The organism is Streptomyces sp. NPDC025721 (assembly GCF_055558595.1).
Window position 1 is genome coordinate 64,637 of record NZ_JBVHMF010000018.1, and the last position, 24,327, is coordinate 88,963.

Genomic DNA, 24,327 nt, shown 5'->3' on the forward strand with positions numbered 1-24,327 from the left:
ATCTGCCGTTTACCCAGATGTACGCTCGACGCAAAGCAAAAGGACAGGCAAACGCCCTAAGGTACGGCGGGTGGTCAAGCTCACCGTTATCGTGCCCTTTTTCAATGTGCAGCAATTCGTGCCCGACGCGCTGCGCAGTCTCCGTGCCAATGCACGCTCGGATTTCGAGTTCCTGCTGATGGACGACGGGTCGACCGACCGGACTCCGGAGCTTCTGGAGCAAGGGGTCGGCTCGCTGCCCGGCGCACGGATCATCCGGCGTGACCACACCGGGGTGGCGAGCCTGCGCAACGCGGGCATCGACGCGGCCAGGGGGACGTATCTGACGTTCCTCGACGGCGACGACTGGATGGCCCCGGGCTATCTGCCGCAACTGGTGCGGGCGATGGAGGAGTTGGACGTCGACTTCATCCGTACCGACCATGTGCAGTGCACCGGCAGCACCCGCAACATCATCCGGGCGCCGTACGGCCGCCGCGGTCAGCGGCTCGACCCGCGCGCGACGATCCTGCCCGCCGACCGCCCGACGCTGGTCGACTACCCGTACTCCTGGGCGGGCGCCTACCACCGGCGGATCGTGGACGAGGGGCTGCTGCACTTCCCCGAGCACCTGCGCACCGCCGAGGACCGGCCGTGGATCTGGCGGCTGCACCGCGAGGCGAAGTCCTGCGCGGTGCTGGGCCTGCTGGGCGTCTACTACCGGCGCGGCGTGGCCAGTTCGCTCACCCAGATCGGTGACATCCGGCAGCTCGACTTCGTCCGCTCCTTCGACCAGGTCATCGCGGAGATCACCGCGGACCGGGACGCGGAGCTGTTCCTGCCCAAGGCGGTCCGCACCTACTGCGCGATCATCGCCCACCACCTCGACAACATCGACCGCTTCGAGCCCGTGCTGGCCCGCAAGCTCAAGGCGATCAGCGCCGCCGCGCTGAACCGGCTGCCGCACGATGTGCTCACCGACGCGCTGGACTCGATGGACCTGGAGCGCAGTGTGAAGATCCGCCGCCTGCGCTGGCGGGTGCCGGTAAGGACCGACGGCCTGGACGCCGATCCTTACCCGGAGCTGTCGCCCGCCGCACGGCGCACCGCGGCCTCCGCCTCCCCGGCCGCCGGAGCGGGGGCGGGCGCCGCGAAGCCCGAGGCCGACGACGATCCGGACGCCACGGACAACGGATCGGCGGTCGCGTGATGGCACGTACCACTCAGCTCTTCATGGCCTCCACGCTGTACGGCGCCGCCACGCTGGCCGCCGGCCTGGACTCCGGGTCGTTCCCGCCCGCCGACCGCCGCATCCTGGTGGTCAGCAACAACGCGTCGGTGCCCGAGACCAATCCGGGGCTCGACCAGGCCCCCGGCTTCGAGGTGCTGCGCGACCGCTTCGACCGCATCGTGTCGTGGAACGAGACGATCACCCCGCTGCACCCGGGCGGCTGGGTCCCGCGCCCGGACGACGTGCCGCTGTGGGAACGGCATCTGCGGATGCTGTGGAGCCTGGGCGACGACGCGGTGGAGCTGATCGTCGAGTCCCTCCAGGTCGCGCCCGCGCTCTCCCTCGTGCAGGTCTTCACCGGCGCCCCGATCAGCGTGTACGCGGACGGCCTGATGTCGTACGGCCCGACCCGCAACAAGCTGGGGCTGCTGGTCGACACCCGGATCGACCGGCTCTACCACCTGGACCTGGTGCCGGGACTGCGTCCGCTGCTGCTCTCCGAGCACGGCGTGGAGCCGCAGGTGGTGCCGACCGAGGGCTTCACCAAGGTGCTCTCCGAGGTCGCGGAGGGCTCCGCCGACCTCGCCGAGGAGCATCTGGCGGACGTGCCGGAGGGCGCGGCGCTGCTGCTGGGCCAGTACCTGTCGGCGCTCGGCATCCTCTCCGTGGCCGAGGAGGAGGAGCTGCACCTGTCGATGGTGCGCGGCGCCGCCGCCCTCGGGCACCGCGCGATCGTCTTCAAGCCGCACCCCACGGCCCCCGCGCACTGGACGGAGCCGCTGCGCGCGGAGGCCGAGCGGCTGGGCGCGAGGCTGACGGTGCTCAACACGCCGGTGCTGGCCGAGGTGGTCTACCAGCGGGCCCGCCCCGCGCTGGTCGTCGGCTGCTTCTCCACCGCGCTGCTGACCGCGTCGGCGCTGTACGGCATCCCGGTGGCCCGTACCGGCACCAAGCTGCTGCTGGAGCGCCTGTCGCCGTACCAGAACAGCAACCGGGTGCCCGTGACGATCGTGCACGCGCTGCTGCCGGACCTGGCGGACGCCTCGGCCGTACGGTCCTGGTCGTCGCCGTCGCCCGAGCGGGTGGCGGCGGAGCTGACGCCGCTGCTGCACGCGGTGGGCTTCTGCATGCAGCCGAAGGCGTACCCGAAGCTGCGGGCCGGGGCGGAGGCGTATCTGACGGGTCATCTGAGCGCGGCGACCTGGCCGTACTTCAAGCGGCGGCGGCTGACCTCGCTCGGGCTGCCGGGCGCGGTACCGGCCCGGCTGGCGTTCGTGCCGCGCAATCGGACGGTCCGCAGGGTGGCCCGCAGGGCGCGCGCCCTGAAGAAGGCCACCATGGGGTGACATCCCTCACGATCGCCGCCGGTGGGGCATTCGCCCCTTTACCGGCGGCGTCGGACGGCGCATCGTGGAGGACTTCCGGGGGCCGCACCGGCCTGAGGGGCCGTACACCCACACGATGAGGACCGACACCGTGAGCGACTTCGCCGCACCCCGCCCGCACACCGAGCCCGGCACCGGCACGGGCGGGCCCAAGGACCGCAAGCACCTCATGGAGCAGGTGCTGGGCTGGACGCTCACCGTGCTGGTGGCGATGCTGATCACGCAGATCCACCTGCTCTGACGGCGCTCCGGAGGCCCGCGTGACGGTGTCGGCGGGCCCGGGCGCGGATCAGAAGGCGTCCGTGGGGACGTACGTGCCCCAGATCTCCCGCAGCGCGTTGCAGACCTCCCCGACGGTGGCGCGGGCCCGCAGCGCCTCCTTCATCGGGTAGAGGACGTTGTCGGTGCCCTGCGCGGCCTTCTGGAGGGCCGCCAGCGCCGCGTCCACGGCGTCCTGGTCGCGGCCCGCGCGCAGGGCCGCCAGCCGGGCGGCCTGCTGGGCCTCGATGGCCGGGTCGACGCGCAGCGGCTCGTACGGCTCCTCCTCGTCGAGCTGGTAGCGGTTCACGCCGACCACCACGCGCTCGCCGGAGTCCGTCTGGAGCGCGATCCGGTACGCGCTGCGCTCGATCTCCGACTTCTGGAAGCCGTTCTCGATCGCCGCGACCGCGCCGCCGAGGTCCTCGACCTTCGCCATCAGCGCCAGCGCGGCGGCCTCGACGTCGTCGGTCAGCTTCTCCACCACGTACGACCCGGCGAAGGGGTCGACGGTCGCGGTCACGTCCGTCTCGTACGCCAGCACCTGCTGGGTGCGCAGCGCGAGCCGGGCGGACTTGTCGGTGGGCAGCGCGATGGCCTCGTCGAAGGAGTTGGTGTGCAGCGACTGCGTGCCGCCCAGCACCGCCGCCAGGCCCTGGACGGCCACCCGTACGAGATTGACCTCGGGCTGCTGCGCGGTGAGCTGCACACCGGCGGTCTGGGTGTGGAAGCGCAGCATCAGCGACTTCGGGTTCTTCGCCCCGAACTCCTCGCGCATCACCCGCGCCCAGATGCGCCGCGCGGCCCGGAATTTCGCGACCTCTTCCAGGATCGTGGTGCGGGCGACGAAGAAGAACGACAGGCGCGGTGCGAAATCGTCCACGTCCATCCCGGCGGCGACGGCGGTGCGCACGTACTCGATGCCGTCGGCGAGGGTGAACGCGATCTCCTGCGCGGGCGAGGCACCGGCCTCCGCCATGTGATAGCCGGAGATCGAGATGGTGTTCCACTTCGGGATCTCGGTCCGGCAGTATCCGAAGATGTCCGCGATCAGCCGCAGGGACGGCTTGGGCGGGAAGATGTACGTGCCCCGCGCGATGTACTCCTTCAGCACGTCGTTCTGCACCGTGCCGGTCAGCGCGGACGCCTCGATGCCCTGTTCCTCGGCGACGAGCTGATACATCAGCAGCAGGAGCGCGGCGGGCGCGTTGATCGTCATCGACGTCGACACGCGGTCCAGCGGGATGCCGTCGAAGAGGACCTTCATGTCCTCGACCGAGTCGATCGCCACGCCGACCTTGCCGACCTCACCGTGCGCGATCACCGCGTCGGAGTCGTGGCCCATCTGGGTGGGCAGGTCGAAGGCGACCGACAGGCCCATCGTGCCGTTGGCGATCAGGCCCTTGTAGCGGGTGTTGGACTCCGCCGCCGTGCCGAAGCCCGCGTACTGCCGCATCGTCCAGGGACGGCCGGTGTACATCGACGGGTACACACCGCGGGTGAACGGGAACGCGCCCGGCTCCCCCAGCTCGGCCGCGGGATCCCAGCCCTCCAACACACCCGGCCCGTAAACGGGCTCGATCGGCAGTCCCGACTCCGACTCGCGTGTCATCTTCACGCCTCCGTGTGCTGCTGAATGGCTGTGTGGCTGGCGTAACGGACTGTAGCGGCGGCCCTGCGTGCGGTGCACCGCGGCGGCCTGGGACCTTCCTCACAGTCTTCCCCGCGGTTCGCGCAACCGCACGGCCGGGAATCGATGTCTAGGGAAGAACAGGAAGTACGAGCGGGGGGACGCAGGGGATGAGGACGATGACGGGGACGGGCAGCAGATCGCCGCTGGCGGTGGCCGCGGCGGTCGTGACGGCGGCGCTCTCGACGGCCGTGCTGGCGGGCTGCGGACCGCAGGACACCGGGGCCTCGGGCAAGGACAGGCCGCCGGCCACCTCGGCCGCGCCGTCGCCGACCGCGACGACCGCGCAGCCGTCGTCGGAGCCGCCGGCCACCACCGCGCCCCCGACGACGTCGGCCGCGCCCACCACGACCGCACCGGCCTCGCCGACGGCTCCGGCCACGACCGCGCCGCCCGTCGTCCCCGCCGTGATCGCCACCGGCTCGACCAGCGCCAAGGTCCGCGAACTCCAGGCCAGGCTCGCCCAGCTCCACCTCTTCAGCCAGTCCCCCACCGGCTACTACGGCACCGTCACCCAGCACTCGGTGAGCGACTTCCAGGAGCGGCACGGCCTGGCCATCACCGGCCGCGTCACCCAGGACACCTGGACGAAGCTGCGCTCGCTGACCCACGCCCCGACCCACAAGGAGCTGTACCCGGTCGCGCCGCCCAAGCCCGCGGGCAAGCTCGACCCGCGCTGCATGACCGGCCGCGCCATGTGTGTGAGCAAGACCACTCGCACGCTGTCGTGGGTGGTCGACGGCAAGGTCAGGGCCACCATGGACGTCCGCTTCGGGTCGCAGTACACCCCGACGCGCGAGGGGCTCTTCCACGTCACCTTCAAGAGCCGCGACCACGTCTCGACGCTCTACAACACGGCGATGCCGTACGCGATGTTCTTCAGCGGCGGCCAGGCCGTGCACTACTCCTCGGACTTCGCGGCCCGCGGCTACGCGGGCGCCTCGCACGGCTGTGTGAACGTACGGGACAAGGCGGCGGTCTCCGCGCTGTTCGACCAGGTCAAGGTGGGTGACAAGGTCGTCGTCTACTGGTGACGCGGGCGGCGCCGGTCCTTGTGGTGACGGGCGCGGCCGGGCAGGGGGAATGCGCCCGGCCGCGCCCTTTGCACGGACCCCGATACGGGGAGAACCGGGGTCCGCAGGACCGATGACCAGTCGGTCCACTTCCTACAGCGCACCGGCACGCGGAAGTGTCACCTGGCCGCACCCGCCCCGGCCGTCCCATGATTCGTCGGAGGGGTCGGCGGCCGGGGCCGCGGGCCCCGGAAGCGCCCCGCGCGGCGCCGTACCGAGCCCCGCGGGTCGCGTCACAGGGCCTTGGAGGTCGAGAAGGTCACGCCGACGTGGTCGGCGTCGGCGCGCGGGTCGTCGTCGTGTTCGAGGAGTTCGGCCAGGCGGCGCAGGCCGCGGTGGGTGGCCATCCGGACGGACCCGGCGCGCTTGCCGAGGACGCGGGCGGCGCTGGTGGAGTCCAGGCCCATGACGACGCGGAGCAGGACGGCCTCGGCCTGCTCGCGCGGCAGGGCGGCTATCGCGGCCAGGGCGCGGTCGGTGGCGACGGCGTCCAGCGCCTCGCCCGCGGTGTCGGCCCGGTCGGGGAGCTGGACGAGTTCGTCGACCCCCGCGCCGGAGACGGGCCGCCGGGCGCGGGCACGGATGTGGTCGAGCGCGCGGTTGCGGGCTATGCGCGCCGCCCAGCCGCGCACCGAGTCGCCCGCGCCGCGGAAGTTGGGGAGGTCGCGGGCGATCTGCAACCAGGTCTCGGAGGCGACGTCCTCGGCGTCCACCGGTCCGACCAGGCTGCGGACGTATTGCAGCAACTGCGGTTGCACAGCGCGGTACACGACGCGGAACGCGGCTTCGTCCCCGCGCTGCGCCCCGGCTACCGCGGTCTCCAGGTCCACCTCTGGCCCCACCCCCTCGAACACTCGCCCCATCCTGCCTCATGTGGGAGCGCTGACACTTTTGAACCATGGGAGCGGTGACACTTTTGAACGGGGATACGCCGTACAAGACGGCGGCCGGGGACGCTCCTGTGGGGGGAGGCGGCCCCCGGCCGTCGTCAACTTCCCCCACGCAGTCCCCTCATGAACGGTCGTTGAGGAGTCCTCCGATGTCATTGGACCGCCTCCTCGACGGGCTCCCGGGCGGACTGCCGCCGGGACGGCTGGTCCCCGGCTCCGCGCCGGGACTGTGGCTGAGCGACGAACCCGTGGTCGCACCGGGCCGGTTGTGGGCCCGCTACCAGGCGCAGCAGGAGGAGACCGGCTGGCGGCCGGTGCTGATGGCGTGGCCGTGCGCGAACGGCTTCGGGCACCGCGCGGCCGAGATCGACGCGGTGGACGCGGAGGCGTCGCTGCGCGAGTCGTGGGGGACGTACCAGGAGGCGCGGTCGCTGCTCCCGCCGCACCCGGCGATCGACGAGGTGTGGCCGGACGACGCGGCGGCGCTGCTGGCGGCCGATCCGGGGCCGCCGTTCACCGCCTTTCCCGGGCTCGCCGCCGCCTCGCCGCCGCATCCCGGCCCTTCGCCCGACGCGGTGGCGCGCGCGGCCGTCGGGCAGATGCTGCACTACTTCACGACCCGTTTCATCGCACACATCGCGCTGGTCCGCGCCGAGCGCAGCGCCGACATCCCGGCGCTGGCGGGCTGGGAGACCGAGGCGCCCGCGCTGGAGCTGTCGGCGCTGCTGCGTACGTGGGAGGACCGGTTCGGGGCGCGGGTGATCGGCTTCGAGGGCTCGTCGGTCTTCGTGTCGGTGGCCTCGCCGCCGCTGGCCTCCGCGCACGCCGGGCACGTCGCGCTCGAACACGTGCTGACCGGGGCGTCGAATCTGAACGACGGGACGTTTCCGTTCCCCGACTACGCCGAGGCGCTGCGCGGGGAGCGGCTGTGGTCGTTCTGGTGGGACTGAGCGGCGCCGGGCCGGGGCGGGCCGACGGGGGGCGCGTCAACGGGGGCGCGTCAACGGGGGGCGCGTCAACGGGGGGCGCGTCAACGGAGGGCGCGCCGCCTCACGTACGAGTGAAGTTCAAGGTCCCGTCGGACATGTTCGAACCGGCTGCCCCTAAAGTGGGAGCACTCCCCCTGCCGTACCTTCCCGAGCCGAAGCCGTACCGAATCCGCACCTGTCGTACCGCCGTGCCGATTCCGTACCCCCGGTCCACCCGATCCAGGAGCCCAGCGCTGTCCAGCGACACCCCGCCCGAGGGGCTGTATCTGCTCAACCGGGCCCCCTCCCTGGTCGCGGAGGCGGCGCTGCGCACCTGCTGCGGCAGCCACCGCTGGGCCCGCCGGGTGGCCGCGCACCGGCCGTATCCGACGGTCGAGGCGCTGCTCGCCGCGGCCGACGAGGCGGCGTACGACCTGACGTCGGGCGATCTCGCCGAGGCGCTGGCGGGCGAGGCCACCACCGCGCTGCCCGACCGCGGCGGCCTGACCGTGCACACCGCGCTGCGGGCCGCGAACGCGGCGTACGAGGCGAAGTTCGGCCACGCCTTCGTGATCGCGCTGACCGACCTGGACGACCCCGACGATCCGGCCGCCGCCCTCGACCTGACGCTGGCGAGCCTGCGCCAGCGCCTGGGGCACGACGAGGACGAGGAGTCGGTGGCGACGGCCGAGCAGCTGCGCCGGATCTGCCGCGCGCGGCTGCTGCGACTCGCGGACACCGGTGGGCATCTGGCCGAGTCCGGCCCGCGAAAGACCCCCGCCGGTTCACCCGACCGTGCGGGATCGATCACACCTGGCCTACCCCGCGGTCCGGAGCCGACATCGCGTCGCTACGATGGCCGGGGCCGGTGGACCGTACCCGGCCGGGCGTGACCGACACCGAAGCCGGCACCCCTCGCCCCGCTCCCGGAGGGTTTTTTCCGTGCCGGCTGGAACGCTGTACCGCGGCCGGGAAGGCATGTGGTCCTGGGTGGCTCATCGAGTCACCGGTGTCCTCATCTTCTTCTTCCTGTTCGTCCATGTCCTCGACACCGCCCTGGTGCGGGTCTCCCCCGAGGATTACGACAAGGTCGTCGCGACCTACAAGACCCCCATCGTCAGCCTGCTGGAGTACGGCCTCGTGGCCGCGATCCTCTTCCACGCGCTGAACGGCCTGCGGATCATCGCGGTCGACTACTGGACCAAGGGCCCGCGTTACCAGAAGCAGATGCTGTGGACGGTGCTCGGCCTGTGGGCTCTCCTGATGGTCGGCGCGATCTACCCCGTCCTCGGCCACGCCGCACGAGTCCTGTTCGGGAGCTGACCGCACATGTCCACCGAAATCACTCCCGCGGACGCGGTCGAGCTGACCGGCTCCAGCGTCACGTACAGCCCGGACAACCCGGCCCCGGTCATCGAGCCGCCGCGCGCCCGCACCAAGCGGACCCCGCGCAGCTCCCGCACCAACTTCGAGCTGTACGGCTGGCTGTTCATGCGGCTGTCCGGTGTGGTGCTGGTCGTCCTGGTCCTCGGCCACCTGCTGATCCAGCTCGTGCTCGACGGCGGTGTCACCAAGGTCGGCTTCGCGTTCGTCGCGGGCCGCTGGGCCTCGCCGTTCTGGCAGGGCTGGGACCTGGTGATGCTCTGGCTGGCCATGCTGCACGGCGGCAACGGCCTGCGGACCGTCATCAACGACTACGCCGAGCGGCCGAACACCCGCATCTGGCTGAAGACGCTGCTGTTCACCGCGACGGCGTTCACCATCGTGCTCGGTTCGCTGGTGATCTTCACCTTCGACCCGAACATCCGCTAACGCGGCCGACACGGCCATCACCGCCAAGCCGCGAAGCCGCTGACGCCAAGCGCTGAGCCAGGGCTGGAACAGGGAAGCGACCCCCATGCAGATCCACAAGTACGACACCGTCATCGTCGGCGCGGGCGGCGCCGGCATGCGCGCGGCCATCGAGGCCACCAAGCGCAGCCGCACCGCCGTTCTGACCAAGCTGTACCCGACCCGCTCCCACACCGGCGCCGCCCAGGGCGGCATGGCCGCCGCCCTCGCGAACGTCGAGGAGGACAACTGGGAGTGGCACACCTTCGACACGATCAAGGGCGGTGACTACCTGGTCGACCAGGACGCCGCCGAGATCCTGGCGAAGGAGGCCATCGACGCGGTCCTCGATCTGGAGAAGATGGGCCTGCCGTTCAACCGGACGCCCGAGGGCCGGATCGACCAGCGCCGCTTCGGCGGCCACACCCGCAACCACGGCGAGGCCGCGGTGCGCCGCGCCTGCTACGCCGCGGACCGCACCGGCCACATGATCCTCCAGACGCTGTACCAGAACTGCGTCAAGGAGGGCGTGGAGTTCTTCAACGAGTTCTACGTCCTGGACCAGCTCCTGGTCGAGGTCGACGGCGTCAAGCGCTCCGCGGGCGTGGTCGCGTACGAACTGGCCACCGGCGAGATCCACGTCTTCCAGGCGAAGGCCGTGATCTACGCGTCGGGCGGCACCGGCAAGTTCTTCAAGGTGACGTCGAACGCGCACACCCTGACCGGTGACGGTCAGGCCGCGGTGTACCGGCGCGGGCTGCCGCTGGAGGACATGGAGTTCTTCCAGTTCCACCCGACGGGCATCTGGCGGATGGGCATCCTGCTGACGGAGGGCGCCCGCGGTGAGGGCGGCATCCTCCGCAACAAGGACGGCGAGCGCTTCATGGAGAAGTACGCGCCGGTCATGAAGGACCTCGCCTCGCGTGACGTCGTCTCCCGCGCGATCTACACCGAGATCCGTGAGGGCCGCGGCTGCGGTCCCGAGGGCGACCACGTCTACCTCGACCTCACGCACCTGCCGCCGGAGCAGCTCGACGCGAAGCTGCCGGACATCACCGAGTTCGCGCGGACGTACCTGGGCATCGAGCCGTACACCGACCCGATCCCGATCCAGCCGACCGCGCACTACGCGATGGGCGGTATCCCGACCAACGTGCAGGGCGAGGTGCTGAGCGACAACAGCACCGTCGTGCCGGGCCTCTACGCGGCCGGTGAGGTCGCGTGCGTGTCGGTGCACGGCGCGAACCGGCTGGGCACCAACTCGCTGCTGGACATCAACGTCTTCGGCCGCCGTTCCGGCATCGCCGCCGCCGAGTACGCGCACGCGCACGACTACGTGCCGCTGCCCGACGACCCGGCGTCGCTGGTCGAGGCGCAGGTGGAGCGGCTGCGCGCGTCCACCGGCACCGAGCGGGTCTCGGTGATCCGCACGGAGCTGCAGGAGTGCATGGACGCCAACGTGATGGTGTTCCGCACCGAGCAGACCATCAAGACGGCCGTCGAGAAGATCGGCGAGCTGCGCGAGCGCTATCTGAACGTGGCGATCCAGGACAAGGGCAAGCGGTTCAACACCGACCTGCTGGAGGCCGTCGAGCTGGGCAATCTGCTCGACCTGGCCGAGGTCATGGCGGTCTCCGCGCTCGCCCGCAAGGAGTCGCGCGGCGGTCACTACCGCGAGGACTACCCGAACCGCGACGACGTCAACTTCATGCGGCACACGATGGCCTACCGCGAGGTGGACGCGACCGGCGTCGAGTCGATCCGCCTCGACTACAAGCCGGTCGTGCAGACCCGCTACCAGCCGATGGAGCGTAAGTACTGATGAGCACCCCGACGCTCGACAAGCACTCGGCGGCCCTCGACGCCGCCGAGGTGACCGACGCACACCTGATCACGATCACGCTGCGGATCCGCCGGTTCAACCCGGAGGTCGCGGCGGACGCGGAGTGGGTCGACTACCAGTTGGCCATCGACCCGAAGGAGCGCGTCCTGGACGCGCTGCACAAGGTCAAGTGGGAGATCGACGGCTCGCTGACCTTCCGCCGCTCGTGCGCGCACGGCATCTGCGGGTCCGACGCCATGCGGATCAACGGCAAGAACCGGCTGGCGTGCAAGACGCTGATCAAGGACATCAACCCGGACAAGCCGATCACGGTCGAGGCGATCAAGGGCCTGACCGTGCTGAAGGACCTCGTGGTCGACATGGACCCGTTCTTCCAGGCGTACCGCGATGTGATGCCCTTCCTGATCACCAAGGGCAACGAGCCGACCCGTGAGCGCCTTCAGTCCGCCGAGGACCGTGAGCGCTTCGACGACACCACCAAGTGCATCCTGTGCGCCGCGTGCACGTCGTCCTGCCCGGTCTTCTGGAACGACGGCCAGTACTTCGGCCCCGCGGCCATCGTCAACGCGCACCGTTTCATCTTCGACTCCCGCGACGAGGCGGGTGAGCAGCGCCTGGAGATCCTGAACGACAAGGACGGCGTCTGGCGCTGCCGCACCACCTTCAACTGCACCGACGCGTGCCCGCGCGGCATCGAGGTGACGAAGGCGATCCAGGAGGTCAAGCGCGCCCTGATCACCCGCCGCTTCTGACCCCTGCGTCCCCAAGGGCCCGCCCCGACCGGTCGTCTCCGGCCACGGGCGGGCCCTTTCGCGTGCCCGTACGCGGGTCCTCCTCGCGCGCGCTAGCCCGCGGTCCCGGCCGCGTCGTGCTCGGTGAAGATCTCGCGGGCTGCCGTGACGCCGTTGAGGGCGGCGGGGAAACCGGCGTAGCCGGCCATTTGGGTGAGCGTTTCGACGACTTCGGTGCGGGTGCCGCCGAGGCGCAGGAAGGCGCGGATGTGGATGCGGAGCTGGGGGGCGGCGGTGCCGAGGGCGGTGCAGATGGCGATGGTGAGGAGTTCGCGGGTGACGAGGTCCAGGCCGGTGCGGCAGTAGATGTCGCCGAAGACGTGCTCGACAATGTAGCGGCCGAGGTCGGGGGCGATGTCGTCGAGGGTGGCCACGACGCGGACGCCGTCGGGGCCGTCGACGGTGCGCAGCGCGTCCAGGCCGCGTTCGTAACGGCCGCCGTCGACCGGCTCCTTGACGACCGGGTCGTCGTCGGCCGGGTGGTCCGCGAAGACCTCACGGGCGGCGCCGAGGGCGTTGAGCGCGGCGGGGAAACCGGCGTAGACGGTGGTGTGGATGAAGGTCTCGACGATCTCGCGCCGGGTGCAGCCGACGTTGAGCGCCCCGGCGATGTGGAAGCGGAGCTGCGGGGCGGCGTTGCCGAGGGCGGCGAGCGCGGCGACGGTGGCGAGCTGCCGCTGCCGCGGGGTGAGGCCCGGGCGTGACCATATGTCGCCGTAGCCGAACTCGATGGTCATCCGGGCCAGGTCGGGGGCGATCTCCGCGACCGAGTCGAGCAGGGCCGGGCGCTCGTCGCCGGTGACCGTGCGGAGGGCGGCCAGGCCGCGCGCGTACCGGTCGTCGGCGGGAGCGGATTCGGCGCGGTCGGTGGGGTCGGAGCCGTCTGCGGGGGTCATGACGACGACGCTAGGGGTTGGAGTCGACTCCAGCGCAAGCCCCACGCCAGCTCAGCCCGTGCAGTCGCGTCTGCCGTCCCCGTTCCCCTCGGCCGCCAGCATCACCCGCCGCAGCAGGTCGGAGAGCGTGCGCCGTTCTGCCGGGGTCAGCACGCCCAGCAGCCGGCGCTCCTCCTGGCCCTGGAACTCCAGCGCCCCGAGCCACGCCTGCCGCCCCGCCTCGGTGAGTTCGACGTCGACCCGGCGGCGGTCGGCGGCCGACGGCGTACGGCGTACGTACCCGCGCCGCTCCAGGCCGTCGAGGCGGCCGGTGATGGAGGCGGGGGCCATCTTGAGGTCGGCGGCGAGTTCGGAGGGAACGGTACGGCCGCCGCGCCCGGCGAGCGTGTGCAGCGTCTCGTACTCGTGCTTGTGCAGGCCGTGGTCGACGAGCGAGCGCTGTTTGACCCTGCGGATGTGGTCGGTGAACAGCATGGCGCGGGTGGCGGCGCCCTCGACGTCGGGGTCGAGGTCGGGCAGTACGGGCTGCCAGCGGGCGACGTGGCCGTCGGTCCAGTCGTGCGGGGTGGGCATGGGCCGATCCTATGCCTACCCACCGGAGATACGTCGGTGCCGAAATATTCGTTGACGAAATGTTCGACACCGAAATACCTTGTTCGCCGTGACCACCCCGCCCCCGCACGAAGACCGGCACGACGACCCGCGTGACGACCTCCGCGACGACCGGCACGACGCCCCCCGCGACGGCTCCCGCCAGGACCCCGTCGCCCCGCCCACCAAGCCCCGGCACCCGCTCCGGCACCGCTCGTTCCGCCTGCTCTTCTTCGGCCGGACGCTCTCCGCCCTCGGCGACGCCGTCGTCCCGGCCGCGCTCGCCATCGCCATCAGCCGCGCGACCGGCTCGGCGTCCGCGCTCGCGGTCGTGCTGGGCTGCGCGATGGTGCCGCGCCTCCTGCTGCTGCCGGTCGGCGGCGTGATCGCCGACCGGTTCGACGCGCGCAAGGTCGCGCTCACCACCGACCTCGTCCGCTGCGCCGCGCAGATCTTCGTCGGCCTCGAACTCGTCGGCGGCGACCCGAGCATCCTGGTCCTCGCGGTCGCCGAGACCGTCGGCGGGGCCGCCTCCGCCTTCGCCATCCCGACCTCCGCGCCGCTGGTCGCGGGCACCGTCGAGGAGGACGGCCTGCTCGGCGCCAACTCCCTGATGGCGTCCGCCGCGAGCGCGACCCGGCTCGGCGGCCCCGCGCTCGCCGGACTGCTGATCTTCACCGCGGGGCCCGGCTGGGCGTTCCTGCTGGACGCCGCGTCCTTCGCGGCGAGTGCGGCGCTGCTCACCCTCGTCCGGGTGCGCCGCACCCCCATCCCGCGCCGCTCGATGCGCGCCGACCTCGTCCAGGGCTGGACCGAGGTCCGCGCCCGCGACTGGTACTGGACCAGCCTGATCGCCCACGCGGTGTGGAACGGGGCCGCCGCCGTCCTGGCCACCCTCGGCCCGCTGATCGCGCACCACCGGCGCGGCGGCGACGGCATGTGGGTGCTGATGCTCGAAGCGGGCTCCGTCGGCCTGCTGACCGGCTCGCTGCTCGCCTCCCGCGCCCGGCTGCGCCGCCCCGTGCTCACCGGCAATCTGGCCCTGACCAGCTACGCGCTGCCGCTGGTCCTGCTCGCCGCCGATGCCCCCGCCGTGCCCTTGATCGTCTCCTACGGCCTCGCGCTCGGCGCGCTCGGCTTCTTCAACCCGGTCTGGGAGTCCTACGTGTTCAGCTCGGTGCCCGCCGGGGTGCTGGCCCGCGTGACCTCGTACGACTGGCTGCTCTCGCTCGGCGCGATGCCGGTCGGATACGCGCTCGCGCCGCTCGCCTGCGACGCCTTCGGACCCGCCGTGCCGCTGTACGTGGCGGCGGCGCTGGTCGGCGCCCTGTGCCTGGGGACGGCGGCCGTCCCCGGTGTGCGGCACGCGACGACGGTGACCGACGCCCCCAGGGAGCGGGCACCGGTCACCGTCTGATCACCCCGTGGGGGGAGCTGTCGGGAACCCGCGGACTACGCGGTACGGCGGCGGTTGCGCGCGGTGAACAGCACCGCGCCGCCGAACGCGACGGCGCCGACCGCGATCGCGCCGATCAGCCGGGTCGCGCCCGCGCCGGTGGCGGGCAGCGAGGCGTTGCCCGCGCCGCCGGACACCGCGCCGGAGGACCCGGCCGATCCGGTGGTCCCGTTGGAACCGGAAGAGCCGGAAGAACCGGCGGTGGCCGAGGCGTTCGAGGCCGACGTCTTGACCACGAGCGCGACCGTGTTGTTCGCCGCGTTGTGGTCGAAGGGCAGCTCGATCCGGTTCGGCCCGGTCGTCAGCAGCGCCGCCTCGCCCCGGTGCACGCCGGTGGACGTGACGCGCAGGGTGAGCGGGAAGTCGTACGACTTCCCGCTGTAGAGGGTGACCGGGTGCTCGACGTCGGACTCCGTGTCCGACGCGCAGCGCAGGTACCGCTTCGCGGTGTCGCGCGGCGCGCACGTCACGGGCCACTGCACGAGTGCGGTGCCGTCGGGCACGCGGACGTCGAAGCGGGTGACCGGCGTGAAGTACTCGAGCGGGTCGATCGAGGCGGGTCCGTGGTTGTCCACGTGCACGGTGAGCTTGACCTGCGCGCCGTTCGCACCGGTGACCTCGGGCGCGGAGATCCCGAAGTCCGCGCTGTTGGTGACCGTGAAGTCCGCGCCGCCGTACGAGGTGTCGTTACGGCCGTCCGCCCCCGGGGTCCCGCCGGGAACCGGCACCAGGTGCAGGGCGGGCCCGGTGCCCGGCTCGCCCGCGGGGTGCGCGGTGGCCTCCTTCGGGGTGAACGCCGTGACGTCCACGCTCTCCGCGTAGGCGTCCGCGTTCGCCTTCATCGAGACGGTGTCGCGCACGCCGTAGCTGGCGCCGGCGGCGAGCGGCTGGTCGATGGCGCAGCGCGCCACCGTACGGTCCACGCCCTGCCGCGGGTCGCGGGAGGTGTCGTACACGCAGTTGGAGAAGCGCTCGACCGGGGTGAGGCCGTGCGACCACCGCAGCTCCAGTTGGACCGAGGCGACGTCGGCGTTGCCCTCGTTGGTGACGGTGACCGGCACGTCGCCGTTCGCTCCGGGGGCGAGGGTCGTGGCCGCCGCCCGGCCGACGACCAGGGACGGGCCGTCGGCCAGCGTCACCGTCGGCTTGAACGTCTGCGTCTTGCCGTTGGTGTTGCGGTGGCTGACGCTGAACGACCCCTTGGCCCCGGCGGCCACGCCCGGCAGCGGCCGGATCTTCACCGCGACGTCGGGCAGGTCGAGCTGCCCGACGGGCGCGCCGGGCACGGTGCAGACGGCGTCGGCGCCGGTCACCGTACAGCCCTGCGGCCAGACGACCTCGGCGACGTTCTTCATGCCCGCCGCGGAGAAGGTCAGTCGCTGTGCGGGCACGGCCACGTTCGGGTCGTGGTGGAACATCGTGACCGCCATCGAGCGGGTGACCGGTTCGGCCCCGGCCGCCGTGGGCGCGAAGGTCACGTCGTAGGCGCGCAGGCCCAGGTCGATCGAATCGGCCGGCGCGGTGTCCGCCGGCGGCCCGTCGGCTCCGAACGCCACGGCTCCGCCGCCGAGCGTCAACACCCCGGCCGCCCCAAGGGCCAGCGCCGCCGGGCGCAGCCGTCCGGTGAATGCGCGACCTCGCATGGTGTCTCCCCGTCACTTCGAGTGGTGGTTCGTTGTGGGGAGTTGGACGGCCGATGTCGCACCGGGGTTGTACGGGTTTCCGTTTGTTATAGATTTGGTCAAGTAGCGGCGGGGACAGTGGACTTCGCACCGGTTACCACCGTCTCCTGGCCCCTCGCCGCGTCCGCCGCCGGGTCCTCGCCGACCGCCGTCCCCGCGCCCACCGTCGGCAGCGTCACGCAGACCGTGAGGCCGCGGCCGGGCGCCGTCTCCAGCGCGACCGTGCCGTGGTGCGCCTGGACGACGGCCTGCACGATGGCCATGCCGAGGCCCGCGCCGCCGCTGTCGCGGGCGCGTCCTGCGTCGGCGCGGAAGAAACGGTCGAAGACGCGGGCCGCGTCCCGCTCGCTCATACCGGGACCCGAATCGGTGATCCGCAAGAGCAGTTTCTCGCCACGCGCGGCGACTTCGACGCTGGCCGGGGAGCGGGCCGGCGTGTGCACCCGCACATTGCTCAGCAGATTGCCCACGACCTGCCGCAACGCGGCCTCGTCGCCGAGGACTTCGGGCAGCGGTCCGCCGTCGGCCCGGCAGTCGGGCACCATCAGCGTCAGCGGCCGTTCCGGCTGCTGCGCGGCCAGGTCGGCGGCGGCGTCGCGGACCAGCCGGGACAGGTCGACGGCGCCGTGCGGCAGCGCGGGCCGGTCGTCGAGCCTGGCCAGCGCGAGGAGTTCGTCGACCAGGCGGCTCATCCGCAGCGCCTCGGAGCTGACCCGGCTCAGCGCCCGCTCCTTCTCGTCGGCGTCGAGCATGCCCTTCTCGTAGAGCTGGAGGTAGCCGCGCACCGACGCCAGCGGGGTGCGCAGCTCGTGCGAGGCGTCGGCCAGAAATCGACGCAACTGTGTGGTGGCGCGCTCGCTTTCGGTCACGGCGGTCTCGATCTGCTGGAGCATCGCGTTGAGCGCGCCACTGAGCTGTTCGACCTCGCTGGAGCCGTGCCGCGCGGTGCCGATCCGCCGCCCGAGGTCGCCCCCGGCGATGGCGGACGCGGTCTCCACCATGTCCTCCAGCGGGCTCAGCCGCCGCCTGGCCGCGGTCAGCGAGCCGGTGGCGAGCAGCGCGAGCAGCACCACGCCGACGACCGATTCGACGATCAGCAGATTGCCGATCGCGTGCTTGACGCCGCTGAGCCGTATGCCCTTGACCACGATGGTGCCGTCGGAGAGCCGGATCGCGACCACCCGGTACTCCATCGAGCCGGTCTTCACGGTCTTCGCGCCGCCGCTGCGGACCAGCCCCGCCGGGTCGGGGATCGCCTCGGCGAGCCGCCGCTGCTCGGAGCTGACCGGAATGGTGCCGTCCTGGCAGACGGCGGCGGGCTCGCCGCGCCGGTCGAGCATGACGAACAGATCCTGCTGGAACGCCACCGCGATCGCCGAACTCCCCTGCCCGCCGCCCCCGTTCTGCCCGCCCTGCCCGCTCTGCAGGAGGTCGGCGAGCTGGCAGAGCCGCCGCACCATGTCCGCGTCGATCGAGGTCTTGGCGAGCGAGGACTGCGAGCCCTTCAGCGAGTCGTCGATCTCGCCGACCAGCACCATGTACGTGGCGGCGATGCTCGCGCAGGCCGCGAGCAGCAGGCCGACCGCGAGGAAGGTCACGTTGGCGATCGTGAAGCGCCCGCGCAGCGAGTGCGGGCGGGGCCACAGGCCGCACTTGTTCACCTTCACACCGCTCCCCCGTCCGTGGCGGCGCCCGGTTCCGCCGCGCGCAGCCCGTATCCGATCCCCCGCCGGGTCTCGATCAGCGGCGGCCCGAGCCGGTCGAGCTTGCGCCGCAGATACGAGATGTACGTCTCGACGACCGTGGACGAGACAGCCGTGTCGTACTGCCAGACGTGCTGGAGCAGTTGCTCCTTGGTGACGATCCGCCCGGCGTTGCGCAGCAGGTGCCGCAGCAGGTTGTACTCGGTGGGCGTCAGCTCGACGGGCTGCCCGCACCTGCGGACGGTGTACGTGGCCTCGTCCATCTCCAGGTCGCCGTGGCGCAGGACGCGCCCGTCGGCGCCCTCGCGGCGCCGGGTGCGGCGCAGCACCGCGTGCACGCGGGCCACCACCTCGTCGACGCCGAACGGCTTGGTGATGTAGTCGTCGCCGCCGAGCGCGAGCCCGGCGACCACGTCGCGCGGGGCGTCCCGCGCGGTGACGAAGATGACGGCGAGGTCGTCGGCGTCGGTCTCGGCGGCGCGTTCCTGGCGCAGCGCGCGGCAGACCTCCCAGCCGCTGCCGTCCGGCAGCATCACGTCGAGCAGTACGAGGTCGGGCCGGTGTTCGCGCGCGGCGGCCAGCGCCTCGCGCCCGGTCGCGGCACTGTGCACCGTGAAGCCGTTGTATTTCAGGGTGATGCGCAGGATGTCCGCGATCCCCGGTTCGTCCTCCACGATGAGCACGGTGGCGTCCATGCCCACCAGTATCCGCACTCCCCCCGGGGCCCCGTCCCGGCCGGAACTTTGGAGTTCCTTGAGAGAAGCGGGATCGGCTTGGCGGTCGGCGCGACAGCCACGGAGGCTGAAGAGGCTCGTTGGTCAGTCCGCGGGTCCGTCGGTCAGTGCGCGGGTCCCGTTGGTCAACTCGTCGGTCGTGGAACGCTCGTTGATGGGGGATGTGGTCGTGGCCGTTGTGGCTCGATGGTGTTTTCGGCACAAATGGCTGGTGATGTCGTTCTGGCTGGCGGCGCTGCTGTGCGTCGGCGCGGTGGGCAACGCGCTCGGCAGCGGCTACTCCAACGCGTTCTCGCTCAAGGGCACCGAGTCCACCAAGGTCCTGGACCTGATGGACCAGGTGGTGCCCGAGCGGTCCGGCGAGGCCGACACGGTGGTGTGGCACGTCGACTCCGGTACGGTGCGCGACGCTTCGGTACGGGCGCGGCTCGACCCGGCGCTGGCGGACATCGCCCGGCAGAAGGACGTCGGGCAGGTCGTCAGCCCGTACGACCCGGCGGGCGCGGCGCAGATCAGCAAGGACGGCCGTACGGCGTACGCGACGGTGACGTACACCAAGCTCGGCGGTGACCTCTCCGACGACCAGGCGCAGAAGCTGATCGACACCGCGCACCACGCGGCGGCCAAGGGCCTGAGGGTCGAGGTCGGCGGCAACAAGCCCGCGCAGGCGGAGCAGCCGCTGCCGGGCCTCGCCGAGGGCGTCGGCATCGCGGCGGCGGCCGTGGTGCTGTTCCTGGCACTGGGCTCGCTGTTCGGGATGCTGCTGCCGATCGTGACGGCGCTGTTCGGCATCGGCATCTCGTCGTCGGCGATCATCATCCTCAGCCACGGCATGGACGTGGCGGACTTCTCGCCGCAGCTCGCGACGCTGGTGGGTCTGGGCGTCGGCATCGACTACGCGCTGTTCATCGTGACCAGGCACCGCAAGGGAATCCTGCGCGGGAAGAGCCCCGAGGACGCGGCGGTCACCGCGCTCAACACCTCGGGCCGGGCCGTGCTGTTCGCGGGCGGCACGGTCTGCATCGCGCTGCTGGGCATGTTCACGCTGCGGCTGACCTTCCTCGACGGTGTGGCCGTCGCGGCGGCGCTGACCGTCGTCATCACGGTCGCCGCCGCGATGACGCTGCTGCCCGCGCTGCTCGGCCTGCTGGGCATGCGGGTGCTCAGCCGCGGGCAGCGCCGCGCGCTGGCGGCCGAGGGACCGCAGCCGGAGGTCGCGACGGGCGCGGCGGCGCGCTGGTCGTCGTTCCTCCAGCGGCACCCGCGGGTGCTCGCGGTGGCGGCGGTGGCCGTGATGGCCACCTTGGCGATCCCGGCGCTCGGCCTGCGCCTGGGCTCCTCCGACCAGGGCAACAACCCGACGACGACCACCACCCGCAAGGCGTACGACATGCTCGCGGACGGCTTCGGCCCCGGTTTCAACGGGCCGTTGACGATCCTCGCCGAGGTGCCGACCGGCGCGGACAGGACCGCGCTGAACGGCTTGGTCACGACGTTGAAGGACACCGACGGCATCGCGTACGCCGCCGCCCTGCCGATGAAGCCGGGCGACAAGGTGGCGTTCATCCAGGCGGTGCCGACCACCTCGCCGCAGGACAAGGCGACCTCCGACCTGATCGACCACCTGCGCGACGACGTCGTCCCGGCCGCCGAGCGGGGCAGCACGATGCGGGCGTACGTCGGCGGCCAGACCGCGATCTTCGAGGACTTCGCGACGGTCCTGTTCAACAAGCTGCCGCTGTTCATCGGCGTGATCATCGTGCTGGGCTTCCTGCTCCTGCTGGTCGCCTTCCGCAGCCTGGTGGTGCCGCTGACGGCCGCCGCGATGAACCTGATCGCGGCGGCGGCCTCCTTCGGGGTGCTGGTGGCCTGCTTCCAGTGGGGCTGGGGCGGTTCGCTGGCCGGGCGCGAGGGGCCGATCGACGCCTTCCTGCCGGTCATCATGCTCTCGCTGCTCTTCGGCCTGTCGATGGACTACCAGGTCTTCCTGGTCAGCCGGATGCACGAGGAGTGGGTGCACACCAAGGACAACGCGCGGGCGGTACGGGTCGGGCTCGCCGAGACCAGCCGGGTGATCAACTCGGCGGCGGTCATCATGATCTGCGTCTTCGGCGCCTTCGTGCTCAGCGGCGAGCGGGTGCTGGCGATGTTCGGCATCGGCCTGGCGGGCGCGGTCGCGCTGGACGCGTTCATCCTGCGGACGGTGCTGGTGCCGTCGCTGATGCACATGTTCGGCACCTCCAACTGGTGGCTGCCCGCGTGGCTGGACAAGCGGCTGCCGCACCTGGCGGTGGAGCCGGCCGAGGACGACGACCCCGCGGCAGGCGCGCCGACGGGCACGCTGATGGCCGCCGGGGCCGGTACCGACATCGTCTCCGGGCCCGCCGTACGCGGCCGGGTCACGGGCGCCGCAGGGCTGCCGGTGCCGCGCTCGGAGCTGACGCTGATCGCGGCGGACGGCCGCCAGGTGGGCCGCGCGGCGGCGGACGACGAGGGCGCCTTCGCTCTGCCGACACCGCGCGCGGGCTCGTACGTCCTGGTCGCCAACGCGCCGGGACACCACCCGCAGACGGCGAGCGTGCTGGCCTCCGACCGCCCGGTGGAGTGTGATCTGCGCCTCACGGGGACGGGTGCGCTGACCGGTACGGTGCGGCGCGCGGACGGCCAGCCGGTCGAGGACGCGCGGGTCGTGCTGCACGACGCGGACGGCCACGAGGTGGCGGAGACGCGGACCGGCAAGGACGGCTCGTACGCCTTCGGCAATCTCTACCCCGGCCGGTACACGCTGCTGACCATGGGCTATCCGCCCTTCCCCGCCACCGTCCGGGTCCCGGACGACGGCGGCGAGGGGGACGGTGACGTCGATCTGGAGCTGAGTTATTCGCAGGACTGACCGCGGCCGGGCGCCGCCGCTCCCCCGGCGGCGCCCGTCGTCAGGGCCCGGTTCCGAACCTTCGGAGCCGGGCCCTTCCGTATGCCCGGAGCACCGGCCTTGAACATGTTCAAAACCGGGTCTAGAGTCGTCGCGTCAGCAGGTTTGAACACGTTCAAACAAGGGGTGGACCCGCTATGGACCTGACCGTCCTCGCGTATGTGATCTATCTGGCCGTCAGCATCGGCCTGACCGTCTGGGTGGCCCGTACCCTCAGCAGCAACGGCCGGATCTTCCTCGCCGACGTGCTGCACGGCGACGAGAAGCTCGCCGACGCCGTCAACCACCTCCTGGTGGTCGGCTTCTATCTGGTGAACCTCGGCTTCGTCGCCCTCTACCTGAAGTCGGCCGACGCCGTCGACAACGCGCGCGGCCTGTTCGAGGCGCTGTCGGTCAAGCTCGGCGTCGTGCTGCTGGTGCTCGGCGTAATGCACCTCGGCAACGTCTACGTGCTCAACAAGATCCGGCGGCGCGGGCTGATGGAGCGCGAGCAGTACCCGCCGGTGGACAGCGACGGCTGGACGAAGCCGAACGGCCCGACCCCGGCCGGGGTGTGACATGACGCGCCTCACGCAGAGCGCGGTGACCGCGCGGCCCGACCGGCCGACGGCGCGGCCCGTGGCGCGGACGCCCCGCCCGCCCGTACGGCGGCTCACCGTGCTGTACGACCCCGCCTGCCGACTGTGCGCCTTCGTACGGGACTGGCTCGTCCGGCAGCGGCAGCTCGTCAGACTCGACATGGTGCCGGTCGGCTCCCCCGAGGCCATGCACCGCTTCCCCGGCCTCGACCACGCGGCGACCGGGCGCGAGATCACCGTCGTCGGCGACGCGGGCCAGCTCTACCGGGGCGACTCCGCCTGGGTGGTGTGCCTGTGGGCGCTCGCCGACCACCGCGCCTTCTCGCACACCCTGGCCACCCCCGCGGGCCGCAGGCTCGCCCGCGCGGCGGTGCTGACCGCGGCCAAGTACCGCGAGAGCAAGCAGCGTTCGGCCGCGGCCCCGACCTGGTTCCCCGGGCGCAACGCGGCGGGCGCGCCCGGCCCCGCGCCGGTCAGGTCCGTACCCGGCTGGATCTACGACAAGGCGACCGGCTGGACGCAGAGCGACCCGGGCGCCCCGTCGGCACCGCCGGCCGTACCGCCGGCCGACCCGCGGCGCGGCCGGGGCGAGGACTGCGCCGACGGCTGTGCGGGCGACGGATAGGCTCACCCGGGTGGAGCACGTGACAGACCAGCCGGAGCCCGCGGCCACGGGTCCGGCGGCGGAGCCGGGCCCCGGCCTGGGCGAGGAACTGCCCGGCGGCCGGGCCCGGCCCAAGACCGGCAAGAGCGAGCAGACCCGCGCGGTGATCCTGGAGACCGCGATGCGGCTGTTCCGCGAGCGCGGCTACGACAAGACCACGATGCGCGCCATCGCCCAGGAGGCGGGCGTCTCGGTCGGGAACGCCTACTACTACTTCCAGTCCAAGGAATTCCTGATCCAGGGGTTCTACGACCGGATGACGCACCACCACGCGGCCGACGCCCGGGTGCGCATGCGCGGGGTGACCGACTTCGCGGAGCGCCTGGAGATCACGCTCGCGTCCTGGCTGGACACCGCGGCCGAGTACCACGAATTCGCCGCCCAGTTCTTCCGCACGGCCGCCGACCCGGACAGCTCGCTCAGCCCGTTCTCGAACGAGTCGCACCCGGCCCGCGCCACCGCCGTCGAACTCTTCCGCGACGTGCTGTCCGGCTCCGACCTCGCCCCCAAGCTCGACTCCGAACTCGCCGAGCTGCTCCCCGAACTGCTCTGGCTGCACCTCATGGTCGTCGTCCTCTACTGGGTCTTCGACCGCACCCCCGACACCGCGCGGACCCGCGAGTTCGTGCACCGCTCCACCCCCGTGGCGGCCCGCGTCATCGGCCTGTCCCGCTACCGGGTCTTCCGCCCCGTCGTCCGCGACGCCAAGTCCCTCATCCAGGACTTCATCCTCCCGACGATCGGCCGCACCGCGGTCACACCGTCGAGTCGGCCGACTCCCGATCAGCCGGGGCAGCCGGGGCAGCCGGGGCAGCCGGGCTAGTCGGGGCGGTCGCCTCCGCCGGGTCGGCCGGACCGGCCTGCGCCGCCTCGCGGCGCAGCGCCCGCAGGCTCCGCGCGCCGAGGGCCGCGATGGCGGTGCCGAGGAGGAAGGAGACGATCGCGAGCGTGAGGTGGATCCAGAAGTAGGCGGTGGGCGATCCGTGGTCGCCGTCGTGGAAGGCCAGACCGCTGGTGTCCTTCCACAAATTCTTGACAAAGGTGACCCAGACGATCCACGACCACACACCGAAAGCGACCAGGAACCAGGACACGCGCCGACTGAGCTTCATGCGTCCCAGTATGTGCGGGCCCCCCGGTAGGAGGGCCGACG

At 71.9% G+C, this 24,327-nt stretch carries 24 protein-coding genes; 15 read left to right on the top strand and 9 right to left on the bottom strand.

What is annotated here, in order from left to right; genetic code table 11:
- Positions 1 to 70 precede the first annotated feature (70 nt).
- The 3 genes from ACZ4EF_RS23900 (at position 71) to ACZ4EF_RS23910 (ending at position 2,836) form a co-directional block, all read left to right on the top strand.
- The gene (locus ACZ4EF_RS23900) at positions 71 to 1,189 is read left to right on the top strand and encodes a glycosyltransferase family 2 protein (RefSeq protein WP_391050505.1); all 1,119 of its coding nucleotides are present in this window, start codon (positions 71 to 73) and stop codon (positions 1,187 to 1,189) included.
- Positions 1,189 to 2,556 carry an alpha-2,8-polysialyltransferase family protein gene (locus ACZ4EF_RS23905; protein ID WP_467506354.1) on the top strand — a complete coding sequence of 456 codons (1,368 nt, stop codon included), beginning with the start codon at positions 1,189 to 1,191 and terminating at the stop codon, positions 2,554 to 2,556. The genes ACZ4EF_RS23900 and ACZ4EF_RS23905 overlap by 1 nt, the downstream gene beginning before the upstream one ends.
- Before the next feature lie 115 nt (positions 2,557 to 2,671).
- On the top strand, positions 2,672 to 2,836 hold the full coding sequence (locus tag ACZ4EF_RS23910) for an SCO1431 family membrane protein (RefSeq protein WP_355336880.1): 165 nt from the start codon (positions 2,672 to 2,674) through the stop codon (positions 2,834 to 2,836).
- A gap of 48 nt (positions 2,837 to 2,884) precedes the next feature.
- On the opposite strand, the gene ACZ4EF_RS23915 is transcribed toward ACZ4EF_RS23910, so the two are convergent.
- Both ACZ4EF_RS23915 and ACZ4EF_RS23920 read right to left on the bottom strand, forming a co-directional pair.
- The gene (locus tag ACZ4EF_RS23915) at positions 2,885 to 4,465 is read right to left on the bottom strand and encodes an acyl-CoA mutase large subunit family protein (protein ID WP_355336879.1); all 1,581 of its coding nucleotides are present in this window, start codon (positions 4,463 to 4,465) and stop codon (positions 2,885 to 2,887) included.
- A 148-nt stretch (positions 4,466 to 4,613) separates the two neighbouring features.
- Positions 4,614 to 4,979 carry a hypothetical protein gene (locus ACZ4EF_RS23920; protein ID WP_355336878.1) on the bottom strand — a complete coding sequence of 122 codons (366 nt, stop codon included), beginning with the start codon at positions 4,977 to 4,979 and terminating at the stop codon, positions 4,614 to 4,616.
- Here ACZ4EF_RS23920 and ACZ4EF_RS23925 point away from each other — a divergent pair.
- Positions 4,951 to 5,577, top strand: coding sequence for a L,D-transpeptidase family protein (locus ACZ4EF_RS23925; protein ID WP_355336877.1), 627 nt, complete (start codon positions 4,951 to 4,953; stop codon positions 5,575 to 5,577). The genes ACZ4EF_RS23920 and ACZ4EF_RS23925 overlap by 29 nt on opposite strands.
- 272 nt (positions 5,578 to 5,849) lie before the next feature.
- Here the strand turns inward: ACZ4EF_RS23925 and ACZ4EF_RS23930 are convergent, their stop codons facing one another.
- Positions 5,850 to 6,470 (bottom strand): RNA polymerase sigma factor, encoded by a 621-nt coding sequence (locus ACZ4EF_RS23930; RefSeq protein ID WP_317452472.1) that lies wholly within the window; start codon positions 6,468 to 6,470, stop codon positions 5,850 to 5,852.
- A 185-nt stretch (positions 6,471 to 6,655) separates the two neighbouring features.
- Here ACZ4EF_RS23930 and ACZ4EF_RS23935 point away from each other — a divergent pair, with 185 nt between their 5' ends.
- From ACZ4EF_RS23935 to ACZ4EF_RS23960, 6 genes are all read left to right on the top strand, one after another.
- Positions 6,656 to 7,456, top strand: coding sequence for a DUF4253 domain-containing protein (locus tag ACZ4EF_RS23935; protein ID WP_355336876.1), 801 nt, complete (start codon positions 6,656 to 6,658; stop codon positions 7,454 to 7,456).
- Between the two features lie 227 nt (positions 7,457 to 7,683).
- The gene (locus tag ACZ4EF_RS23940) at positions 7,684 to 8,367 is read left to right on the top strand and encodes a 2-oxo-4-hydroxy-4-carboxy-5-ureidoimidazoline decarboxylase (protein ID WP_355336875.1); all 684 of its coding nucleotides are present in this window, start codon (positions 7,684 to 7,686) and stop codon (positions 8,365 to 8,367) included.
- 49 nt (positions 8,368 to 8,416) lie between these two features.
- Positions 8,417 to 8,797, top strand: a complete 381-nt coding sequence (gene sdhC / locus ACZ4EF_RS23945) for a succinate dehydrogenase, cytochrome b556 subunit (RefSeq protein ID WP_188279402.1) — start codon at positions 8,417 to 8,419, stop codon at positions 8,795 to 8,797.
- A gap of 6 nt (positions 8,798 to 8,803) precedes the next feature.
- Positions 8,804 to 9,286 (top strand): succinate dehydrogenase hydrophobic membrane anchor subunit, encoded by a 483-nt coding sequence (locus ACZ4EF_RS23950; RefSeq protein WP_355336874.1) that lies wholly within the window; start codon positions 8,804 to 8,806, stop codon positions 9,284 to 9,286.
- A gap of 85 nt (positions 9,287 to 9,371) precedes the next feature.
- Positions 9,372 to 11,126, top strand: coding sequence for a succinate dehydrogenase flavoprotein subunit (gene sdhA, locus ACZ4EF_RS23955; protein ID WP_391050500.1), 1,755 nt, complete (start codon positions 9,372 to 9,374; stop codon positions 11,124 to 11,126).
- Positions 11,126 to 11,899: a succinate dehydrogenase iron-sulfur subunit gene (locus tag ACZ4EF_RS23960; protein ID WP_355336872.1), complete on the top strand. Its 774-nt coding sequence runs from the start codon at positions 11,126 to 11,128 to the stop codon at positions 11,897 to 11,899. The genes sdhA and ACZ4EF_RS23960 overlap by 1 nt, the downstream gene beginning before the upstream one ends.
- A 92-nt stretch (positions 11,900 to 11,991) precedes the next feature.
- Here ACZ4EF_RS23960 and ACZ4EF_RS23965 read toward each other — a convergent pair whose 3' ends face one another.
- On the bottom strand, positions 11,992 to 12,834 hold the full coding sequence (locus ACZ4EF_RS23965) for a carboxymuconolactone decarboxylase family protein (protein WP_391050498.1): 843 nt from the start codon (positions 12,832 to 12,834) through the stop codon (positions 11,992 to 11,994).
- A 51-nt stretch (positions 12,835 to 12,885) separates the two neighbouring features.
- Positions 12,886 to 13,407 carry a MarR family winged helix-turn-helix transcriptional regulator gene (locus tag ACZ4EF_RS23970; RefSeq protein WP_391050496.1) on the bottom strand — a complete coding sequence of 174 codons (522 nt, stop codon included), beginning with the start codon at positions 13,405 to 13,407 and terminating at the stop codon, positions 12,886 to 12,888.
- 88 nt (positions 13,408 to 13,495) lie between these two features.
- Between ACZ4EF_RS23970 and ACZ4EF_RS23975 the strand changes: the two genes are divergently transcribed.
- The gene (locus ACZ4EF_RS23975) at positions 13,496 to 14,842 is read left to right on the top strand and encodes an MFS transporter (RefSeq protein ID WP_467506355.1); all 1,347 of its coding nucleotides are present in this window, start codon (positions 13,496 to 13,498) and stop codon (positions 14,840 to 14,842) included.
- Between the two features lie 35 nt (positions 14,843 to 14,877).
- On the opposite strand, the gene ACZ4EF_RS23980 is transcribed toward ACZ4EF_RS23975, so the two are convergent.
- From ACZ4EF_RS23980 to ACZ4EF_RS23990, 3 genes are all read right to left on the bottom strand, one after another.
- Positions 14,878 to 16,524, bottom strand: a complete 1,647-nt coding sequence (locus ACZ4EF_RS23980) for a COG1361 family protein (RefSeq protein ID WP_467506356.1) — start codon at positions 16,522 to 16,524, stop codon at positions 14,878 to 14,880.
- Positions 16,525 to 16,622: 98 nt separating this feature from the next.
- Entirely contained in the window at positions 16,623 to 18,230 is a 1,608-nt protein-coding gene (locus tag ACZ4EF_RS23985; RefSeq protein ID WP_467506357.1) for a sensor histidine kinase, read from the bottom strand.
- Positions 18,227 to 18,961, bottom strand: coding sequence for a response regulator transcription factor (locus ACZ4EF_RS23990; RefSeq protein ID WP_402711154.1), 735 nt, complete (start codon positions 18,959 to 18,961; stop codon positions 18,227 to 18,229). The genes ACZ4EF_RS23985 and ACZ4EF_RS23990 overlap by 4 nt, the downstream gene beginning before the upstream one ends.
- A gap of 253 nt (positions 18,962 to 19,214) precedes the next feature.
- On the opposite strand from ACZ4EF_RS23990, the gene ACZ4EF_RS23995 reads away from it, so the two are divergent.
- The 4 genes from ACZ4EF_RS23995 to ACZ4EF_RS24010 all read left to right on the top strand — a co-directional run bounded on the left by ACZ4EF_RS23995 (position 19,215) and on the right by ACZ4EF_RS24010 (position 23,997).
- A complete protein-coding gene (locus ACZ4EF_RS23995) occupies positions 19,215 to 21,893 on the top strand; it encodes an MMPL family transporter (RefSeq protein WP_467506387.1) in 2,679 nt (892 codons plus the stop codon).
- A 176-nt stretch (positions 21,894 to 22,069) separates the two neighbouring features.
- Positions 22,070 to 22,489: a hypothetical protein gene (locus ACZ4EF_RS24000; RefSeq protein ID WP_391050490.1), complete on the top strand. Its 420-nt coding sequence runs from the start codon at positions 22,070 to 22,072 to the stop codon at positions 22,487 to 22,489.
- Position 22,490: 1 nt separating this feature from the next.
- The gene (locus ACZ4EF_RS24005) at positions 22,491 to 23,135 is read left to right on the top strand and encodes a thiol-disulfide oxidoreductase DCC family protein (protein ID WP_355336865.1); all 645 of its coding nucleotides are present in this window, start codon (positions 22,491 to 22,493) and stop codon (positions 23,133 to 23,135) included.
- Positions 23,136 to 23,145: 10 nt separating this feature from the next.
- Complete coding sequence (locus tag ACZ4EF_RS24010; RefSeq protein ID WP_467506358.1) at positions 23,146 to 23,997, top strand: TetR/AcrR family transcriptional regulator; 852 nt, start codon at positions 23,146 to 23,148, stop codon at positions 23,995 to 23,997.
- Here the strand turns inward: ACZ4EF_RS24010 and ACZ4EF_RS24015 are convergent.
- The gene (locus ACZ4EF_RS24015; protein ID WP_467506359.1) at positions 23,930 to 24,286 is read right to left on the bottom strand and encodes an SCO4848 family membrane protein; all 357 of its coding nucleotides are present in this window, start codon (positions 24,284 to 24,286) and stop codon (positions 23,930 to 23,932) included. The genes ACZ4EF_RS24010 and ACZ4EF_RS24015 overlap by 68 nt on opposite strands.
- Positions 24,287 to 24,327: the final 41 nt, after the last annotated feature.

Coding starts and splice junctions, on each gene's coding strand:
- ACZ4EF_RS23950 (WP_355336874.1), top strand. CDS start 8,804: ATGTCCACCGAAATCACTCCCGCGGACGCGGTCGAGCTGACCGGCTCC.
- ACZ4EF_RS23905 (WP_467506354.1), top strand. CDS start 1,189: ATGGCACGTACCACTCAGCTCTTCATGGCCTCCACGCTGTACGGCGCC.
- ACZ4EF_RS24005 (WP_355336865.1), top strand. CDS start 22,491: ATGACGCGCCTCACGCAGAGCGCGGTGACCGCGCGGCCCGACCGGCCG.
- ACZ4EF_RS23910 (WP_355336880.1), top strand. CDS start 2,672: ATGAGGACCGACACCGTGAGCGACTTCGCCGCACCCCGCCCGCACACC.
- ACZ4EF_RS23965 (WP_391050498.1), bottom strand. CDS start 12,834: ATGACCCCCGCAGACGGCTCCGACCCCACCGACCGCGCCGAATCCGCT.
- ACZ4EF_RS23990 (WP_402711154.1), bottom strand. CDS start 18,961: ATGGACGCCACCGTGCTCATCGTGGAGGACGAACCGGGGATCGCGGAC.
- ACZ4EF_RS23935 (WP_355336876.1), top strand. CDS start 6,656: ATGTCATTGGACCGCCTCCTCGACGGGCTCCCGGGCGGACTGCCGCCG.
- ACZ4EF_RS24015 (WP_467506359.1), bottom strand. CDS start 24,286: ATGAAGCTCAGTCGGCGCGTGTCCTGGTTCCTGGTCGCTTTCGGTGTG.
- ACZ4EF_RS24000 (WP_391050490.1), top strand. CDS start 22,070: ATGGACCTGACCGTCCTCGCGTATGTGATCTATCTGGCCGTCAGCATC.
- sdhA (WP_391050500.1), top strand. CDS start 9,372: ATGCAGATCCACAAGTACGACACCGTCATCGTCGGCGCGGGCGGCGCC.
- ACZ4EF_RS23960 (WP_355336872.1), top strand. CDS start 11,126: ATGAGCACCCCGACGCTCGACAAGCACTCGGCGGCCCTCGACGCCGCC.
- ACZ4EF_RS23970 (WP_391050496.1), bottom strand. CDS start 13,407: ATGCCCACCCCGCACGACTGGACCGACGGCCACGTCGCCCGCTGGCAG.
- ACZ4EF_RS23995 (WP_467506387.1), top strand. CDS start 19,215: ATGTCGTTCTGGCTGGCGGCGCTGCTGTGCGTCGGCGCGGTGGGCAAC.
- ACZ4EF_RS23915 (WP_355336879.1), bottom strand. CDS start 4,465: ATGACACGCGAGTCGGAGTCGGGACTGCCGATCGAGCCCGTTTACGGG.
- ACZ4EF_RS23980 (WP_467506356.1), bottom strand. CDS start 16,524: ATGCGAGGTCGCGCATTCACCGGACGGCTGCGCCCGGCGGCGCTGGCC.